This window comes from Prevotella sp. E13-17 (assembly GCF_022024035.1).
Lineage (GTDB): Bacteria > Bacteroidota > Bacteroidia > Bacteroidales > Bacteroidaceae > Prevotella.
The window spans coordinates 1280576-1299063 of sequence record NZ_CP091787.1; the positions used below are offsets into that span (position 1 = coordinate 1280576).

An 18488-nucleotide genomic window follows, 5' to 3' on the forward strand; every position below is an offset into this window, starting at 1 on the left:
TTCCCGATTATTTATTGATTAGTCGTAATAACAGACTCGAAAAACGTTTTACCAATTTTCTGGCTCTTATTGTCTGTGTCAATAGTCGTGCCTGGTCGAGAAGTTCATCATCGACAGGGTATAAGCGTTGATAGTCTGCAAGAATTCGTGATGGGAACATTTCTTTGAGAATAAGTTCTCTTTCTTTTGGAAGTAAGCCATTTGAATTTGTACTGATGCCGTTGGTGTCATAGTCTGCAACTACAATGTCAATATTTCGGAATGTGCAGTTATCGAGAACGATTGTCTCTAGGCAGAATTTCCAATCGGAAAGAATCTTATAACGCTCATCGTAAGGGTGCTTAACCAACAAATCTCTTTTGATAAACATTGCTTGATGGGGAAGGCTGCCTCTCATTAAGTCAACTAGAGTGATAGTTGGCTTGTTATGTCCGCATGGTATGGAAGATCCGCCTTTAAATACTTTTCCACAGATAATGTCTTCTTGATAGTCTTTTAAGAAATCCAATACGTTTGGAGATTGGAAACAATCACCAGAGTTCATGAAGATGCAATAGTCACCATGGGCTTGAGCCACACCCTTGTTCATGGCGTGATATATGCCATGGTCTTTCTCTGAAACCCAGTATGTGATGTGCTTCCCATACTCTTTTATGATATCAACACTTCCATCTGTTGACCCTCCGTCAATAATGATGAATTCCAACTCGTTATATGTCTGGCACACAACGCTATCAATTGTATGCTTTAAGCCTTCTCTATTGTTATAATTAATGGTAATAACAGAGTATCTCATCTACTTATTTTTTGCAAAGATATATATTTTTTTTGTGTAAAGAAGATTGTTCTATGATATTTTTTCGTAATTTTGCATAAAAAGCATGGGAAAGATAGTTCATGAAAACTACATAACAATTGCAAAAGCATTAGGAATTATTCTAATGGTGATAGGGCATTCCGGTTGTCCATTATTGTTATATAAGTTTATATATTTGTTTCACATGCCCCTATTCTTTTTATGTTCTGGCATATTCTATAGGCCTATATTGAATAAGAGCGATGCCTGTTTGTATTTGAAAAAGAAAGTTGCTGGTTTATATGTCCCCTTTGTCAAATGGTCCTTATTATTTCTTGCATTTCACAATACGTTTCTAATGGTTGGTATTTACAACCCAATATATGGTTATGAGGGAGGAACATCAGCTTATACTATCGGGGATATACTGAATCGTCTTGGACTTATTCTTTTGTCAATGCGTGGCTATGAGGAGTTATTGGGCGGTTTCTGGTTTATTCGTTCGCTTTTTGTTTCAACAATACTAATCACATTGGTTTCTTTATTATTGGGGAATAGAGTAAGGTTTAAGCACGAGTCTATGTGCATGTTGTTTCTTCTTTTAACGATATTAATAAGAAGAAGTATGCCAGATATAGAGTTAGGGCGTGAATTAGCAATGGGAACTATGGGGGCTACATTCTTTATGATGGGAAAAATCTTAGTCCCCAACATCCATTGGTTGAAGACAATGCATGGGGCAATTCTGTGTGGATTGGTTCTTTTGCTTTCAATGATTTATTTCAAAGATGTGGTTAAAATGGAATGTGGCTTTAATAAAGTCATTCCTTATTCAATTGCAGCCATTTCAGGATCTCTGTTGACTCTTTATTTATCTGACAAAATTAATAATAATCTATGTGTGGTTAGACGTATTCTATATTATGTAGGTAATCATACTTTAACTATTCTGGCGCTTCACTTTATTTGTTTTAGGTTGGTTAGCTTTGTGATAGTGATGATATATAATCTTGATTCTGCTTACATTGCACAGCATCCTGTTATTCAGAATATGACATTGTGGGGCAGCTCATGCTGGTGGCTAGTATATAGTATAGTCGGTATAAGTGTTCCTTTGTTGTTAAACTTTCTGTTGAAACGGATCGTAACTAAATGAGTTTCGACAGTAAGGTATATTTGAAAACCTTGAGTGACAATGAGATTCTCTCCAAAACGCCTTGTCGTTTATTTTTAGAAAGGACGTAGATACTCTTTGCTTGGGTCCAGGCATAACGTTTAAAAAGATATTTCTTCCTGTCGTCTGTCGATAATGCACAATATTGCTTGCCAGTAGAACCGGAAATCCCTGTGATGAGTGGCTCCTCAATATAGGGTATGAACCGTATTGATGATGCTAATACGGTAGAGGACAGTATATGCTCGAAGAATACATTCTCAGAGTCATTGATGCGCTCTTTATTATTAAGAAATTCGCAAAAGAAGGAAACAGTTGCGCAGAAGATGCGGCTATCGGCAAATGTTAAGTCTGAATGGAATAGGCATGTCACGAAGTCTTGTTTGCAAGTAAGTGACTTTATGATTGGACAGATGTTGTTAACAATGAGTCGCCCTGTGATTTTAATGATGATACAGTCTTCTTGGATAAAAGATGAATGCGAAAGAGCGTATTCTATGATTTCTGCTTCTCCATATCCTTTTCCCCGTTGCTTGTTCTTATTACCAGAGAACGTGAGGATTTCCAATCTGTCTTGTGCATTCTCAATGAACGGCTGAATATCGGTATCGGAATTCTCGCAAAAAACGATTGGGCAATTTGTATTACTCAGGTAGAAATGAATGGCATTTATATACTGCTTTTGCCTTTCACTGACATTGTTCAACTGTGTGAAAGCCATCCCATTGGGATTGATGCATCCTGTGAGTAATATAACTTTCTTCATTATTTGTCGTTGAGGCCCATAAAGCCGTTGTCAATTTGGTTCATTGCAGAACCGAATCCTTGTTGGTAGCCTATCGTTTCAAGAATGCAGCAGTTAGGAGCTTTCAATTGATATTCAACCATGGGATGATGTAGAAATAAATCGACATAGATTGCACCACGTGTGAGAATCTCTGGTAGCAGGATAGTGCGCTCAATGGTAAAATTGCCAGCAGGCTGGTGCTTGATATCGCCCATGTAATGACCTTTGGCATAGGTTGCATAGGGCATGCCGTCTTTGTTGCGAAGAATGAGCATGACATCGTAGTTCATGTCCTCCTGAGAGTGTCCCTCGATCTTTATGGTCAGTTCGCGTTGGTTGCTCTGAATTGTAGATTCGGAGAGAGCAGTGCCGTTGATTTCGATATTGGTGACTTTCAGTGTGCTCTTGGTAAACTTCACATTGTCGATAATCTTTTCCTTTTGGGCACTATCGTCAATCTTTAAATAGTGATCGAGCGTATCAGGAATATTGCCAATAAAATCGACCATGCCATTTTTTAACATAACTCCTCGAGTACAGAGACTACGAACAGCTGCCATGTTATGACTAACAAATAGTACTGTTCGGCCTTCGCCTTTGCTGACATCCTGCATCTTGCCGATAGCTTTCTTTTGGAACTCGGCATCGCCTACAGCCAGAACTTCATCAACAACCAAGATTTCTGGCTCCAAATGGGCTGCGATAGCAAAGCCAAGGCGCACCATCATACCAGATGAGTAGCGTTTGACAGGAGTATCGACATATTTTGCTACGCCTGCAAAATCGACAATTTCGTCAAACTTGCTCTTAATCTCGGCTTTGGTCATACCCATGATAGAGCCATTCATAAAGATATTCTCACGGCCTGTCATTTCTGGATGGAAACCTGTTCCAACTTCAAGCAAGGAGGCTATACGGCCTTTTATCTTGATATCGCCTGTAGTAGGAGAGGTGACGCGAGAGAGAATCTTCAGCAAGGTAGATTTTCCTGCTCCATTCTTGCCGACGATGCCAACCACATCGCCTTGTTCAACCTTAAAGTTGATATCGCGAAGTGCCCAGACAAATCGGCTGTCGCCCTTTTGGGTGCGATCGTTGGTCTCGCCAATCTTCAGGTATGGGTCTTCTTTGCCGCGAATGTTGGCCCACCATCTGTTTAGGTCTTGGCTCAGTGTGCCAGTACCAATGGAGCCCAGTATATATTGTTTACCTACATGATTGAATTCGATGACAGTATTACTCATAATCCGATTGTGTTAGATGACATCCATAAAGTTGCGCTGCACACGGTTGAAAATGACGATACCGAGCAAGAGGATGATGATTGTAAATATAAAGCTATAGCCCAGATAGAGCCAATTGAACTCGCCGACGCCTGTGAATGCGTATTTGAATGTTTCAAGAATGGCTGTCAGCGGGTTGGCTACTAACACCCATATATATTTGGGATATGTCTCCTTCATCACAGACAGAGGGTAAATGACAGGGGTGGCATACATCCAAAGTTGAACACCAAAGGTGATCAAGAATCGCAAATCGCGATACTTTGTGGTCAGGGATGATATGATCATACCAAAGCCTAAGCCTAGGGCTCCTAACATAATGATGAGTAGTGGGATTAGCAAAAGTGCTGCATTGGCTTGAAAATTAATGCCTGAAGTGATATAATAGATGTAAACAACTAAAAACAGTGCGAACTGAATGCCCATCTTAATGAGATTGGAAATGACAATGGAGAGAGGCACAACCAATCTTGGAAAATAGACTTTTCCAAAAATGGCCTGGTTGGCGTTGAATGTGTCAGAGCATTTGCTGAGACAATCCTGGAAATAGTTCCAGCAGACGAGGCCTGCTAAGTAGAATACAGCCTGGGGAATGCCGTCTGTAGATATGCCGGCAATGCCGCCAAACACAAACATAAACATGATGGTGGTGAAGAGGGGCTGGATGATAAACCACAATGGACCAAGGATGGTTTGCTTGTAGAATGTGACGATATCGCGTTTGACATACATGGTCAGGAGGTCACGATACCGCCAAAGCTCGCTCAGGTCAAGGCTGAGCAGGCGACTTTTATTTGTAATGATGATATCCCAATCGTTTGACATATGCTTGTTGTATTATCTAATTCTTGTTTATGACAAAGATAGTTATTATACCTTTAATGATCATACTATAATAATTATTTTATAATAAAGATTAACATACTTGTTGCTTATTGTCCATGTTTGGTATGAATGAAATCTGTATTGTTGCGGTCAATCTTTTGGATGTTTAACACCATTTTCCATACTAATGCTGGAAAAGATAGTAGTTTGGGGAACAAAGATTGTTTGCGCATTTGTTTGGGTATAGCCACAAAGAGTGCCAAGCAGAGACAGAACAGAAGTATCCACCACATGAGTGGCACTGTGTATGATGTGTGCCAAATGAGATATGATGTAGTGGAAATAACGCACAAGATGGGTATGAGAATAAGGAGAATGGAACGTGGGATGAGTGCCTGCTGGACGGTCTTGTCAATGTAGTTGATGTTGCCATCGATGATGGCTTTTGGCAGATAGGGGAGCATTTGGCAAAATGCTTGAACCTGACCGCTCATCCAGCGCTGGCGCTGACGTTGGAAATTGTCACTGTTGCTGACCTTTTCATCCCAGACGTAGATGTCTTCGGCATAGTGGATATAGATGCGTTGTTTCATTAAGAGGGCTTCCAGTTCGCGGTCTTCTACGGCTGATTTTAGTTCGTTGACATAGGTCTTGAACCAATGATAATCAAAGCACATACCAGAACCGATGAGCGCAGAAGACAGACCAATGCGGTTGTGACCTTTGCGGAAGATGGTATTGTTGATTTCTTCGCTGACACCATCAAGAACAGCCACATCGCTATCTGAATTCTTGGCAGTGCGATGACACTGAATGACCATCGATGGTTGGACGATGGCATTTAGGCGTGAGATAAAATCGGAAGCCACGATGTTGTCTGCATCCAGCACAATCACGTAGTCATAGGGACTTTCAATAGTGCTCATGGCGAATTGCAATGCCTTTGCCTTGCTGCTTTTCTGGAATGAAGGTTGAAGAAGGGTGATGGGAAGAGAGGCCAACAGCTGATTGGTGTCTGTGGACATGCTGTCTGAAATTACAGCCACATGAAATAGCTCTTTGGGGTAGTCTTGATGAAGAATAGTCTCTACACTGTGAGCAATGACGGAATCTTCATGATATGCAGGTATGAGAATCAGGAAGGATTGTAGTCGTTTACTGGTGGTAAAGTGGCACTTTACTGGTGGTAAAGCAATGGTTAATGCAAAACCAAGTATATATGCTACATTGGCTGCTATGATGAACCATAGCAGGATGTCGAATGTATGTATGATGGGACAGATGCTCATCGTCTAAGAGATATGGTTCAATTTGTGATGGATGTTGTTGACACTGATCTTCATGCCTTTTCGAAAAGCACGTATGAACTGATGGAGTGAGCCGATAGTAACCAATGGTGCGTTGAGAAAATCTTTATCCCAATCTTTGGTTACGAGATAGTTGGGGGTGGCAATAGAGCATGCCATAAGAGTCAAGGCGGCAAAGAACCACCACTTGATGGCCAGTGTGAAGTAGATAAAAGGCAATATGCAACTCATGATGGTGATGAAAGCCATCATGACGGTGCGTGGCATCATGGTCCATTGCAATAGCTTGTCAATCCAGTCGTATCGGCGATTCATAATAGCTGAAGGGAGATACTTCACGTTTGCAATCTGACAATGCAGTTGGTTGTAGATCCACTTACCACGCTCTCTGTTGAAGACCTGCAGTTCGCTTGCCTTATAATCGAATACAAAGATGTCGTCGGCATAATCAATGAAGACGCCTTCATGCATCAGCATGGCTTCCAGTTCTTTGCTTTCGCCTACCCATGAATGAACTTTCATGATATGTTGCTTGAACCACGCAAAGTTGAACAGATAGCCAGAGCCATCTAATGAAGCCGAGAGACCAATGGAGATGTGACCGCGACGGAATACAGAATTGTTGATCTCTGTGAAGATGGCATCAAGACGGGCAATAGAGGTGTTTAGATTTCGAGCAACACGACGGGCCTGTACGACTTTTGTGCCTGCCGACTCGTAGGCATTATTCATCATCTCAAGAAATTCGGGCATCACGATATTGCCTGCATCCAGCACAATCACTGCATCATAAATCTTGAACTGGGGCAAATTGATGATGGCATACTGAAGAGATTTTGCCTTAGAGCTCTCGGCAAAGTTGGGTGTCAGTAATGTAATGGGAAGTTGTGCCAAGCGCATATTGGTCATCTCGCTTTGATGGTCTGAGACTACAACGACATCGAACATACGCTGGGGATAGGTCTGTCCTAAAATGGTGTTGACGGTGTCGAAGATTCGGTCATCGTCCTTATATGAGGGAATAATGACGATGAAGCGACTTTCTTGCTTGGCTTTGGGAGCTGGCGATTTATGCTTAAACAGTGCAGCTACAGCAAAAAACAGCAGATATGTTGCTGTGATGGCCATTGGGATGAAGAGTGCCCAGTCAATAATATATAATATCCACCAGAAATCCATAACTTATTCAGTTGAGAGTTGAGAGATAAAAGTTTTTAAACCGCGACAGACGGCTTTGATAAGGTCGAATCGACCTTGGAATAAATATTTTATAATGTCGCGGGTGGCGACAATACCGATGAGGTATATATATGACAGGTATTTGTTGATACCTTGATAATTGCGTTTTACAAAGAGCAATCTGTTACGTGTGATGTAGTAGGTGCGAAGTGGACTATTCTGTCCAGTGGTCTGGCTCTCCTTATGATAAATGGTGCAAGCTGGCTCATACCATATTTCATAACCAGCACGTGATATCATCATAGACCAGTCGAGCTCTTCATAGTAAAGGAAGAAGCATTCTGGCATCATGCCTACCTTTTCTATAACACTGCGTTTCACCATCATGGCTGCCCCATGAGCGTATGGGGTGGGATGGGGTGTGTCGTGCTGTCCATAGTCTTCTTCGCCAAAACCAATGGAATGGTTGCGAAGGGTGATGGATGAAAGTGGCGTGTAGCCAGCAAATTGTATGGGATGGTTATCCCAAGCAAAGCGAATCTTTGGACATACTACTCCAATCTGCTCTGAAGAATCCAAACGGTTGATGAGTGCTTGCAGATTCCAATCTTCGGGATGAAGCACTGTGTCGTTGTTGATAAAGAAAAGATAATCGCCTGATGAGGCTTTGATACCTAAATTATTACCTCCGGCAAAACCTAGGTTTTCTGTGCTTTGGATGACTTTAACGTGAGGATAGCGCTCCTTGACGACTGCACCCTCGTCTTTTTTAGAGGCATTATCTACTACAATCACCTCCATTTGTTCATTGAAGGGGATTGAATCAATTAGGGCACAAGTATCTTTCAGACCGTTGTAATTGACAGTAATAATAGATATTCTCTTTTTCAAAAGAAACTTGATTTTACTCGTTTATTCTTTTGAGCTTCCAGTTTGAGACGCTTCTTCTCTTCCTGTAAAGCGATAAGTTTTTCTTCATGTTCTACCCATCCCTTTTCTAAGAAGGGTAATATATAGACGATACTTAATCCTCCGTAAAACACCAGACAGTTGGGGAACTGCATTAAGACTTGGTTTCCATAGCCTCCTAACTGCATAGAGACGAAGGCACAACAAAAACCGGCTCCGATACCCCGTAGGGATGGACTGTTGATACGAAAGAGAACAATCCAACAAGCACCTAACAACATGATAATTGTTATAATGATAAATACGGTGATACCTATTTCGCCTGTGTGAATCCAAATAAAAACATATTCCGAGTCGGGGGGAATAGTTGACATAAATGCGTATTTATTATTCGCAGGAACATTGTCATAGCCAATATGCATTCCGATTCCCCATGGCGCTTCTTTCATATATCTTTTCATGGCAGCCTGGTTGATGGCTCTGACGTTAGCAGAAGCATCATTGGGATCAAATGCTGAACGCATACGGCGTATCTGCTGATTTCCATCACCAATATTAGTGAATGCTAATATAAAGAAAGATATACCAAAGAAGATGGAGAACGGAACTGCAATCTTTACAGATTTAGATAGGAAAATATAGGCCATGAAACCTGCTCCTAAACAAGCTGTTGCCGTACGTGTGCCGGAAGGAAACATTCCCCAAATACAAGCCAAACCGGTAATGAGAAAGAAATATCTGTATTTCTTGATTTTACTTGTAATGCCAAAGATTACAAAGGCAACCGCAGTAGAGGCAATGCCAATACCATAGCTTGCGGCATCACTATAAATCGAAAAATAGCGAATGAGGGTTCCACCTTGCAAAATATGGGTCAAGCGACCTCTAGTTTGTATCCAATGATTTTCTGCATCTGTGAAACCTATGTTCTGTTGTTTCCATACCCAAAAGACTGCCAATAAAGCTAAACTTGCCCAGAGATACAGATATTTAATTAGAATTTGGGGAGTTGATATGTATATGGAAAAAACCAAAAAAGCATACAGTAATTGGAATGCCATCATACGTGCAGAGGTGTACCAACCTCCAATATCAATGCCTAGATTGCAAGTGTTATTTATGATTTCTAAGGTGCAGTAAGAGCACCATACTAATAAACATGCTAGCATGATGTTCAATGTGCGTTCCATCTTTAAATCCTTGATGTCAATTAGTGCTAATGCAAGTAATAGAATCTCTAACATCTCATTTGGAATTGACATCGGAAGAGGAAGGGTGAGATCTTTTAATTGGATCAAGTAGTTGACAATGCAGAGGAGCCAAAAGGTGAACATTCGCTGTTTGAACGAAGTGATAACAAAAAGAACACCTATTGGTAATAAACAGATGATGGCAAAAGCATTGAAGCCCGCAGTGACGAGTTCGTACATGGCCAGTAAGAAGAGGAGAAAGAGCACAACAACTCTTCCTCCACCCAAATTGCCAGATATCGTTCTAAACGAATTCGTCATAGAAAGATATTTTATTTTGCTTGATTATTCTCTGTTGCTGTAAGGCCAAGTTGCGACATGCGATATACGAAGTTGTTGAAACGTGTATATGGGGGCAACTGTCCAACAAATTCCTCTACAGAATAACGGTTGGCTTCTGTGAGGTACATGTAAAGTGAGTTTTTGTTCTCCAAGCGAGCTTCCAACTCATTAAGCGCCTTCTGGTCGATATCCTTCCATGTGCGATTGGCACGGGTAACCATCAAATTGATGGTTCCCATGTTGAGCAGCGATGTGGAAATGATATTATCATTCAAATTGGGATATTCGATAATGGCAATCTCATTAGGCATGATGTCGGGACAAAGGTCCTTGACATCCTTGGCCATGATGTAGCGGCTGTCATCTGCCAAGAAGTCTTCATCGTAGGTCAAACGGCGAACTTGCAAGCCAATGCTTAGCCAATAGTTTTCCAGTTCTTGAGCGATGTAACTCTTACCATTCGAGGCATCTGTTGACAGAAGATTGAGTACATTTTGCTGACCATCACGGAAGTAGGGGAGCAAGGCTTTGCTCAACTGGCGTACTGCCATATCGCTGATGGTCTTATTGAATCGACGATAGCGCAAGGTACTCTCTTTGGGGAAACAACCCATAACAGGAATCTCTGTGATACGCTCAGAACGCATGCGGTCACGCAACGTGCGGTCAAGCATCTCGATGATAAAGAAGTAGAGGGCAGTCAACACAAAGGTTAGCATGAATGCTCCAAGAAGCACCATCATGCGGTTGGTGGGCTGCGCATTCAATGGGAATACGGGGGGATTCAGCACACGTAATGTTGCGGTCGACATTTGGAGGTTGCGCTGACGCAAACGGGCCGCATTCAAAGAGTTAAGCATAGACATGTAGTTACTCTCGATAAAGCCGATGTGACGATCTTTACGGTCGAGTGTAGCACCAATGGGCGAGTAGTATATGAACTGCTCGTCGATACTTTGCTGCATGATATCTTGCGCACCAAACTCAGCTCGAGTTCTTTCTAACAGAATAACTTGTTCAAGCCAACGGTCGATCAATTCGTTTGCCTTGATACCTGTATCTGTATTATAATTGGCTGATTCGAGGGTACGAGACAATGCTTTAACTTTTTTGGTTGTTTCTTCCAATTGATGTTCAGCTTTAGCTAATTCGAGTTGTGCTTCATTGCTGTTGCTGCTCTCGCTACTCATTAGCTTTAGATTGGCTATACGTGACTCTAAACGTGTAATGTCACGAACTAATTGAGAGAATTCTTGATTTGATTCTATAATCTTTGCTCTGTCACCCAATTGCTTTTTGAAATAGGCAATCAAAGCTTCTGTTGTCGCCATATTCATGCGCAGCTCATTCTTTTTGTTTTGCTGCTCCATTTCCAATTGAGTCAATGATTTAGTCTGTTCACCATAGTTTATGATACGGTGCTTGACATTATATTTGATGAGATCGTTCTCTGCACCAGTAAGAACACGATATAGTCGTGCTACCTCACGCTCAAAGAACTTGATGACGTTAAGCGTTTCTCCATAGCGCAGTTGCTGATATTGGCGAGCAAATACTTCGTTCAGAATATCAAGCGTGTTATAGCAAATACCAGGATCATTGGCTGAATAAGCAATATCGATGATATCGCTACCATTAAGTTGGAGCACCTTCAGCCTGCCTGTAATACTATTGATACTAAAGTAAGGGTGGTAATTCAAAAGGCCAAACAGGTAGTTGTCCTGAGCAGGCTTTTCGTATGCTTTGAGATTCTTGTATGTGTCGTTCTCGCTATTATGGTTAATTAATGCCTTGACATCGGCAGGTACTGTGGCCATCAACTGACGGTAATGTTCCGCAGAGATGTAATTATTGTCTTTGTTGGGGTTGCCATACATCATGCAGCGAGCAAACAAACGCAATGCCACTTCATGGATTGTGTTGTCTGTCTGGATAATCAGCATGAGGTTGGTCATGTTAGTTTGTGGATTACCGCCAGCAATACCAGACCCACCTTCGATATTATAACCGGTAATCATACCTGTATAAATAGTGGTGTTCGCATTGTATATTCTCTCCATGTTGCGTGTAGAGAACCATGCAATTACCAATGCTATCATTGGTAAAATGATGAGATACCGATGAATCTTATATAGAAATCTGACAATATATCTAAATATATCCATAATGCAGAGTAAAGATTATAATAACAATTTATTTGTCTGTCTTTGCTTCTTTAGCCATTTTCTCAGCCTCTTTAGCTGCTTTTGCGGATTCTTTTTCTCTCAGCTTTTCAGCTTTTATTTCTTCTTCCACTTCGGCCTTAATGCGTTTTTGCACGACTTTGTTTTCTTTTTCTATCTGTTTCTCCGACTTTTTAACAGCTTCATCAAGTGTTATGTCGGTTGTCGTATTTGTTATAATAGGTGTATGGGTAAGAATTTCAAGGGTGACAATATCCGTCGTGATTTGGGTCAGAAGGGTTTGGTAGGTATCTACGGCTCTTTGACTTTCAATACCATTACTGGTATAGGTTGATATATCCATGTTACCATGGTGGAATTCAAGTTCGTTCAACGCTTCTGAACCTTGTGCGATGGCTGCAGCAGTACCAGCGTTCTTGAGTGTCACAAGATTGTTGGTGATGCGGATATATAGCGTAACAATTTGAAGTTTAAGCTCATCGAAGGCAACATCTTTTTTTAGTTGTGCATTATCTACTAACAATTTCTTTCGTTTGACGGAGTGACCGAGATCAAGTAGGTCCTCTAAAGGTACGCTGACGTTGACTCCCACATTCCAATAAGATTGCTCAGAACCCTGGAACTGGTAAATCATAGGACTTATTTCTGAGGAGTTGTTGCCCCACATATCGGCTTTACCGTAGCTATAGCTGGCGTGACCTTGTACGTAAGAGAATATATGTTTGCGCTGTTTGACAACTTCGGCTTCTGCAATTTCCTGTTCTTTTGCCAATTGCAGAATGGATGGGTTCATTTTGGCATTTTCAAACAATACGGCAAGAGGGGGAAGTTTAAACGTGGAAAAGTTAAACCCTGTTTGCGAATTTGAATCGAAAAAACCTGCATTAATACCAGTTTCGTCTGATGTTTGGCCAAATGAAATGCTGCTAGCAAAAGCTAAAATGGCAGTCAAAAATATATTTCTTGTCATAGTCACTTGCTATTTCAGATTGCTATTTATACGTTTTCTTTCTGGACAAAGGAAAAAATCGTGCGGAAGATAATCTTCATGTCAAGCCAAAAATTATAGGTCTGACCATACAGAATATCTAACTGCTTACGTTCTTCGGCAGACATATTGCCACCTTTGCCACGTTCCTCAACTTGCCAAAGACCGGTTAGACCTGCAGGCGCAACAAAACGGTCGATGGTGGTATCTACAGTCAATTTTTCAGCTTCGTAAAGTGGTAGAGGTCGATTTCCAACTATAGACATGTCGCCTTTCAAGATATTGAAAAGTTGTGGAAGTTCATCTATGCTGTACTTACGGATAAATTTGCCTACTTTCGTGACGCGTGGATCGTTCTCAATCTTGACGAATGCATTGTTGTTTTCCTCCTGACGTTGCTTGCTGAAATCGTTTTCAGAAACTACAAAATCATCGCCAACAAGCATTACTTCCTCATCACTAATCATCATTTCTGACTCAATGCCCATATCGTACATGTTCTGCTCTGCCTCTTCTCCAAGGGGAGAGGTAATGACTTGCTTCTGGGTATTATCGTTTTCTGAATACTGATTCGCTGTCTTGCTGAGTTCTTTGAGACGTTTCTCTGCATCTGTGTACATAGAACGGAACTTAAGGAAATCAAAGACCTTGTAGTTGGTTCCGACTCGTTTTGACTTAAACAATGCAGGACCAGGACTTTCTAGCTTGATAGCTATCGTTGTAATGATCATTATAGGCGAAAGAATAATGATACCTAACAGCGAAAATACAATATCGAAGATACGTTTCCAAAGGGGAATTTTGAAACGCAGAATTTTCTGTTTGGAAACATTTGTATCAAAAAGCATGTCTTCGCGATCATAGATGAACTGAAGTTTCTTACTTAGTTCTGTAACGGGCGCATTAGGAGCCAAAGTATCGTTAATACCACATTTTTGATATATAATTCTTTCTTCTTGTGATAGTGTGTGAGTCAGAAGAATAATATATAGGGAAGGACATGACTGACGTAAATATGTAATAGCAGTTACATCCTCAGCACGAAGATTCTTTTCGTAGATGAGGATATAATGCTCATTATGTGCACGCTTGTTGCACAAGTCAGCTGTTTCAATATAACTTCTTGTAAAAATGACCTTCTTGCCAGGCAGGTATTTCAGGCGTTCTTCTGATTCAGGGTCCTGACCTAAGTAAATAACACCTATCATAACATTCAATTAGTTGGGCAATATCTTTTTGACTCTAATCTTTAATTCCATTGGATTGAAAGGCTTTACAATGTAATCTTCTGCCCCGATCTCCAACAGGCGGATGCGCTCACTTGTAGAGTCTTCGCTGGAAAGCATGATGACAGGAATGTGGCGGAATAACTCATTCTGCTTAATCCACTCCAAAAAGTCATCTCCACGCATGCCTGGCATACGAATGTCAGAAATAATTAGATCTGGAGTGTTGCCGGATTGAAGCCACTTCACACCTTGTAACCCATCAGGTAACCATTGTACATCATAGTCGCTCATTAGGTAGATTGAGAGAACTTTGGCAATAGTCTCTTTGTCGTCTAGTATAAGAATCTTTTTTTTCATATATGAATAAACTTGTTGATAATTCGAAATTTACTTTTCCGTGCAAAGGTAGGAAAAATATTTTAAGCAGCCATAGATTGTATGAAAAAAATGCTTTTTTTATTAAAAAAAAGACTTTTAGTAAAGATTAATAACATTGAAAAAGGCGGATTATTCATCTCCGTTATGTGTTCGAAGTATGATGCTGGTGGCTCCAATTGTAAACAAGGTTCCGTCTTCTATGGTGCGACGTTCACCTTGCCGCAATTCGACATTGTCCACAAACGTTCCAGTATTGCTGTTTGTGTCTCTAAGTGTGTATTTTAGCTGCCCACGCTTGTCAAGGCTGACATTAATGATACAGTGTGTCAGGTCCACACTCGGATCAACGGTCTCAATTGGGGTGTTAATGGGGTTTCCTTTTTGATAGCGACCGATTGTGTTGTCGCCCATTTGAAGTGGCAGAATCTGTTTGTAGTGAAAAACGTTCTCGATGACAATGATGCTGCCGCAGGGGGCTTCGTCTTTGCTTCTCTCGCCGTTGTCGTTAATTAGTTGCTCGTTTTCCTTTTTTAGTGTTTCGCGCAATTTCGCGACACCTAAGCGAATGCCAAACTGTTTACCGCATTCGGGACATTGGAAGACAAGCGACTGACCTGTTGCATACTTCGTTTCGTCGAATGTGATGTATTGGTCACATTTTGGACAACGTACTCGTTTCATCTCGAATGTTTTATGGCTGAACTTTCAAAACCCAAGCATCTTGGAAATGCTCGCTTTGATTTTGTAATGACTGTAGTTGGTTGTATGCTTCAGATTCGCTGACGAAATGTCCATATACAACACGTGTCATGGTGGTGGTCAATATGCGCACATCTTCAAAGCCTTTGGCTTGTAATTGGCTTACGAATATTTCAGCATTTTTTTTGGAAACCTGACTTGCTAGAACTAAACAATATTGAGGTTTTGTCTCCGTTGTTTGTTTTGGTTCTGTTTTAGCAGTGCTTTTAGTCTTTGTCGTATTAACAGTATTGCTGTTTTCTGTTAGAGCCTTTGCAATTGATTCTGCTGTGATATCTCCTGTATGTGTCGTGGTGTGTGTGCTAGGAATGGAAATGAACGCGCTTTGCTGAATGTTCGTGGGTATCTCACTATCTGATATGGGAGTACCAATCATGAAGAAAGCAATGATGGCTGCGACAGCAGCAACCATGTTGCGAATCCATGACATTTTGATGGTTATCGCATTTTCATGGATGCCAATATTATTCGTTTCCGGATTGTGAGCGGTAGTAGAGGCTAAACGTGGTATTTCGAAAGAGCCAAGTCCATAAAGAGCTGGCGTCAAAATACCAGCTTCGCAAGGTGAAAAAGTTAGATGACCTTCATCGTTGAGAGAAAGTATGCCGATATCGTTTAGTTCGTATTCACCTTCTGTTTCCAAATGTAAACGTAGTTCTTGAACTTCTGCTTCAATGCGTCGGAGAGCTTCAGGGTAACTGATGTCGTAAGCCTCTACGTAAGATTGAACAAGTAGTGAGTCGTTGATGGTGAGTTGTGGATTAAAGCCCAAAGAACGGAGTGGGGGGAGAAAAAGGGATTCTTGCTCGTCGTAACGTGCATCCATATAGTGACCCATGAATCCACCAAGCCCAGGCACAATGACACAATCATTGTTTAAGAGTAAAACTTCTATATGTTTTTCCAGTTCAATCATGTGTGCAAAATTACTCCTTTTTTTTGAGATAAGCAAATAAATAACCAAAAATCATTCGACAATTCGGATTATTTTTTTAATTTTGCACTCAAAAATACAATATAATACATTAATGATTTATAAGGAAACTTCAATTGAAGGAGTGTATGTAATTGAGCCACGGGTGTTTAAGGATGCACGTGGATATTTTTTCGAGTCTTGGAAACAAGAGGAATTCGAACAACATGTGGGTGCGGTTCACTTTGTACAGGATAATGAATCGATGTCTTCGCGAGGGGTTTTGCGGGGGCTCCATTTCCAGAAAGGAGAGTATTCGCAGGCGAAGTTGGTAAGAGTCATTCTTGGTCGTGTGCTTGATGTTGCTGTAGATCTACGTAAGAGTTCCTCCACATTCGGAAAATATGTTGCTGTAGAACTGAGTGATGAGAATAAACGTCAGTTCTTTATTCCTCGTGGTTTCGCTCATGGCTTTTTAGTTTTGAGTGAGAAAGCAATATTTACTTATAAGGTAGATAATGTGTATGCTCCGCAGGCAGAGGCAAGTATTCGTTGGGATGATTCGGATCTGAACATTCAATGGCCTACAGAATCGATGAATGTGTTGACGAGCGAAAAGGATTTGAAGGCCTCTATGTTTAGGGATTCCTACTATTTTGACTAAATTATAATAAAAAAGGTGCGATTAGATATGAAAGGAATGTTCTTTATGATGATTTCTTGTAGTGTGATTCTTGTCGCATGCTTTAGTTGTGTTGGTGGTACCTCCAGCACGTTAAATACAGAGAATCTGGAAGCAAAGGCAATGTTGCAGGGGATTTGGGTTGAAGATAACACAGAAGAGGTTGTGTTTAGAGTTGATGGAGATACCGTCTATTATCCCGATGATTCAAGCCAACCATCCTATTTTCGTATAGTCAACGACTCGCTGGAGCTTGGTGGATATCGCTATGCCGTTGTGCAACAGACAGAGCATACCTTTTGTTTTCTAAACCAAGCGGGAGATGATGTGAAGTTGCGAAAAAGTACTTCGTCAGCTGATTCGTTGGCATTCTGCAGGCACCAGCCAGAGATGATTTCCAGTTCGGTTGTTGTGAAACGCGATTCAGTGGTACTTTACAATGGTGAACGTTATCATTGGTATGTTGCTATTAATCCTACAAAATATCAGGTGACAAAGACCTCGTATAACAGTGAGGGCGTTGGTGTAGAGAATGTGTATTATGACAACATCATACATATCAGTTTATATCATGGTGCAAAGCGCTTGTTTTCGCGTGATATGAAAAAGCAGATGTATGAAGGCAAGGTTCCGAATGAGTTCCTCTCGCAGGCTATTCTAGGTGGTATGGCATATGATTATATAGACGCCAAGGGTGTTCATTTCAATGCCACACTTTGTGTTCCAGAAGAAGCCAGCTGTTATATGATAGAGACTCTGGTCGGTTTTGATGGCCAATTGTCTATGAATCTGTTGGAGTATTAATCCAGTCATCTATTAATCTGCGTGCAATCGAAAGCTTTTCAGGCAGATTGGGCAGATTGTCACGGTGAAACCATGCAGCCTTGCTTATTTCTTCTCGTTGTAGATGTAGTTCGCCTCCAGCATAATCGGCATGAAAGCCAACCATGATTCCGCAAGGATATGGCCAAGGTTGTGAACCAAAATAGCGCAGATTTTTGATGGATAGACCAGTTTCCTCCATCACTTCTCTTTGGACAGCTTCTTCCAATGTCTCCCCAGTTTCTACGAAACCAGCAATGAGTCCATAGAAATCTCTTCTGAAACTTCTACCTCTGGCTAATAATACTGTGTCTGCATCGCGATGGATGAGCACGATAACAGCAGGTGAGAGTTGTGGCCATATTTCTTTTCCGCACATCTCGCAACGTTTTGATATGTCTGTGTGGAAGTGCATGTGCCCGCCACATACACCACAGAATTTAGTGTTCTTGTCCCAGTAAATGAGCTCTGCACACTTGCCTGCTTTTAAGTAAAGAGCCTCTGGTAGTTTATAATAGCTCTGACGTAGCGGGCACATTTCGTATTTGTCGTTGTCAAAGACAGGTGTATCTATGGTATATGCCTTGACTTCAGCATTGCCGAGTGCGGAGACATTGAGTAGTGTTGTCCAGGGTTTTAAGGCGATGGGAGGTTCCTCTTGATAGGGAATGGTGTAGGTTCCATCCGCTTTTTTCTCCAGCATGATGTCGTCTTTACAGAATACAAAATAATAGTATCTCAT

18 protein-coding genes are annotated in these 18488 nt (G+C 41.1%); 3 read left to right on the plus strand and 15 right to left on the minus strand.

What is annotated here, in order from left to right; all coding sequences use genetic code 11:
* Positions 1 to 7: 7 nt before the first annotated feature.
* A complete protein-coding gene (locus L6472_RS04745) occupies positions 8 to 796 on the minus strand; it encodes a glycosyltransferase family 2 protein (RefSeq protein WP_237807488.1) in 789 nt (262 codons plus the stop codon).
* A gap of 85 nt (positions 797 to 881) precedes the next feature.
* Here L6472_RS04745 and L6472_RS04750 point away from each other — a divergent pair, with 85 nt between their 5' ends.
* Positions 882 to 1952 carry an acyltransferase family protein gene (locus L6472_RS04750; RefSeq protein WP_237807489.1) on the plus strand — a complete coding sequence of 357 codons (1071 nt, stop codon included), beginning with the start codon at positions 882 to 884 and terminating at the stop codon, positions 1950 to 1952.
* Here L6472_RS04750 and L6472_RS04755 read toward each other — a convergent pair.
* The 13 genes from L6472_RS04755 to L6472_RS04815 all read right to left on the minus strand — a co-directional run bounded on the left by L6472_RS04755 (position 1945) and on the right by L6472_RS04815 (position 16245).
* Positions 1945 to 2736, minus strand: coding sequence for a hypothetical protein (locus L6472_RS04755; protein WP_237807490.1), 792 nt, complete (start codon positions 2734 to 2736; stop codon positions 1945 to 1947). The two genes, L6472_RS04750 and L6472_RS04755, sit on opposite strands and share 8 nt — an antisense overlap.
* Positions 2736 to 4001, minus strand: coding sequence for an ABC transporter ATP-binding protein (locus L6472_RS04760; RefSeq protein ID WP_237807491.1), 1266 nt, complete (start codon positions 3999 to 4001; stop codon positions 2736 to 2738). The genes L6472_RS04755 and L6472_RS04760 overlap by 1 nt, the downstream gene beginning before the upstream one ends.
* 12 nt (positions 4002 to 4013) lie before the next feature.
* The gene (locus L6472_RS04765; RefSeq protein WP_237807492.1) at positions 4014 to 4865 is read right to left on the minus strand and encodes an ABC transporter permease; all 852 of its coding nucleotides are present in this window, start codon (positions 4863 to 4865) and stop codon (positions 4014 to 4016) included.
* Between the two features lie 107 nt (positions 4866 to 4972).
* Positions 4973 to 6154, minus strand: a complete 1182-nt coding sequence (locus L6472_RS04770; protein WP_237807493.1) for a glycosyltransferase family 2 protein — start codon at positions 6152 to 6154, stop codon at positions 4973 to 4975.
* A 3-nt stretch (positions 6155 to 6157) separates the two neighbouring features.
* The gene (locus tag L6472_RS04775; protein ID WP_237807494.1) at positions 6158 to 7351 is read right to left on the minus strand and encodes a glycosyltransferase; all 1194 of its coding nucleotides are present in this window, start codon (positions 7349 to 7351) and stop codon (positions 6158 to 6160) included.
* Positions 7352 to 7354: 3 nt separating this feature from the next.
* Complete coding sequence (locus L6472_RS04780; protein WP_237807495.1) at positions 7355 to 8242, minus strand: glycosyltransferase family 2 protein; 888 nt, start codon at positions 8240 to 8242, stop codon at positions 7355 to 7357.
* Positions 8239 to 9771: a hypothetical protein gene (locus L6472_RS04785; RefSeq protein WP_237807496.1), complete on the minus strand. Its 1533-nt coding sequence runs from the start codon at positions 9769 to 9771 to the stop codon at positions 8239 to 8241. The genes L6472_RS04780 and L6472_RS04785 overlap by 4 nt, the downstream gene beginning before the upstream one ends.
* Before the next feature lie 11 nt (positions 9772 to 9782).
* A complete protein-coding gene (locus L6472_RS04790) occupies positions 9783 to 11891 on the minus strand; it encodes a hypothetical protein (RefSeq protein WP_237807497.1) in 2109 nt (702 codons plus the stop codon).
* 94 nt (positions 11892 to 11985) lie between these two features.
* A complete protein-coding gene (locus L6472_RS04795; protein WP_237807498.1) occupies positions 11986 to 12945 on the minus strand; it encodes a TolC family protein in 960 nt (319 codons plus the stop codon).
* Positions 12946 to 12971: 26 nt separating this feature from the next.
* A complete protein-coding gene (locus L6472_RS04800) occupies positions 12972 to 14171 on the minus strand; it encodes a sugar transferase (protein WP_237807499.1) in 1200 nt (399 codons plus the stop codon).
* A gap of 9 nt (positions 14172 to 14180) precedes the next feature.
* Positions 14181 to 14549 (minus strand): response regulator transcription factor, encoded by a 369-nt coding sequence (locus L6472_RS04805; RefSeq protein ID WP_237807501.1) that lies wholly within the window; start codon positions 14547 to 14549, stop codon positions 14181 to 14183.
* Positions 14550 to 14699: 150 nt separating this feature from the next.
* A complete protein-coding gene (locus L6472_RS04810; protein WP_237807503.1) occupies positions 14700 to 15251 on the minus strand; it encodes an FHA domain-containing protein in 552 nt (183 codons plus the stop codon).
* A gap of 10 nt (positions 15252 to 15261) precedes the next feature.
* Complete coding sequence (locus tag L6472_RS04815; RefSeq protein WP_237807504.1) at positions 15262 to 16245, minus strand: SPOR domain-containing protein; 984 nt, start codon at positions 16243 to 16245, stop codon at positions 15262 to 15264.
* A 112-nt stretch (positions 16246 to 16357) separates the two neighbouring features.
* Here L6472_RS04815 and rfbC point away from each other — a divergent pair, with 112 nt between their 5' ends.
* Both rfbC and L6472_RS04825 read left to right on the plus strand, forming a co-directional pair.
* Complete coding sequence (gene rfbC / locus L6472_RS04820) at positions 16358 to 16906, plus strand: dTDP-4-dehydrorhamnose 3,5-epimerase (RefSeq protein WP_237807505.1); 549 nt, start codon at positions 16358 to 16360, stop codon at positions 16904 to 16906.
* Positions 16907 to 16933: 27 nt separating this feature from the next.
* Positions 16934 to 17728, plus strand: coding sequence for a DUF4738 domain-containing protein (locus tag L6472_RS04825; RefSeq protein ID WP_237807506.1), 795 nt, complete (start codon positions 16934 to 16936; stop codon positions 17726 to 17728).
* Here the strand turns inward: L6472_RS04825 and nudC are convergent.
* Entirely contained in the window at positions 17706 to 18488 is a 783-nt protein-coding gene (gene nudC / locus L6472_RS04830; RefSeq protein ID WP_237807507.1) for an NAD(+) diphosphatase, read from the minus strand. The genes L6472_RS04825 and nudC overlap by 23 nt on opposite strands.

Coding starts and splice junctions, on each gene's coding strand:
- L6472_RS04745 (WP_237807488.1), bottom strand. CDS start 796: ATGAGATACTCTGTTATTACCATTAATTATAACAATAGAGAAGGCTTA.
- L6472_RS04750 (WP_237807489.1), top strand. CDS start 882: ATGGGAAAGATAGTTCATGAAAACTACATAACAATTGCAAAAGCATTA.
- L6472_RS04755 (WP_237807490.1), bottom strand. CDS start 2,736: ATGAAGAAAGTTATATTACTCACAGGATGCATCAATCCCAATGGGATG.
- L6472_RS04760 (WP_237807491.1), bottom strand. CDS start 4,001: ATGAGTAATACTGTCATCGAATTCAATCATGTAGGTAAACAATATATA.
- L6472_RS04765 (WP_237807492.1), bottom strand. CDS start 4,865: ATGTCAAACGATTGGGATATCATCATTACAAATAAAAGTCGCCTGCTC.
- L6472_RS04770 (WP_237807493.1), bottom strand. CDS start 6,154: ATGAGCATCTGTCCCATCATACATACATTCGACATCCTGCTATGGTTC.
- L6472_RS04775 (WP_237807494.1), bottom strand. CDS start 7,351: ATGGATTTCTGGTGGATATTATATATTATTGACTGGGCACTCTTCATC.
- L6472_RS04785 (WP_237807496.1), bottom strand. CDS start 9,771: ATGACGAATTCGTTTAGAACGATATCTGGCAATTTGGGTGGAGGAAGA.
- L6472_RS04790 (WP_237807497.1), bottom strand. CDS start 11,891: ATGATAGCATTGGTAATTGCATGGTTCTCTACACGCAACATGGAGAGA.
- L6472_RS04795 (WP_237807498.1), bottom strand. CDS start 12,945: ATGACAAGAAATATATTTTTGACTGCCATTTTAGCTTTTGCTAGCAGC.
- L6472_RS04800 (WP_237807499.1), bottom strand. CDS start 14,171: ATGATAGGTGTTATTTACTTAGGTCAGGACCCTGAATCAGAAGAACGC.
- L6472_RS04805 (WP_237807501.1), bottom strand. CDS start 14,549: ATGAAAAAAAAGATTCTTATACTAGACGACAAAGAGACTATTGCCAAA.
- L6472_RS04810 (WP_237807503.1), bottom strand. CDS start 15,251: ATGAAACGAGTACGTTGTCCAAAATGTGACCAATACATCACATTCGAC.
- L6472_RS04815 (WP_237807504.1), bottom strand. CDS start 16,245: ATGATTGAACTGGAAAAACATATAGAAGTTTTACTCTTAAACAATGAT.
- rfbC (WP_237807505.1), top strand. CDS start 16,358: ATGATTTATAAGGAAACTTCAATTGAAGGAGTGTATGTAATTGAGCCA.
- L6472_RS04825 (WP_237807506.1), top strand. CDS start 16,934: ATGAAAGGAATGTTCTTTATGATGATTTCTTGTAGTGTGATTCTTGTC.
- nudC (WP_237807507.1), bottom strand. CDS start 18,488: ATGAGATACTATTATTTTGTATTCTGTAAAGACGACATCATGCTGGAG.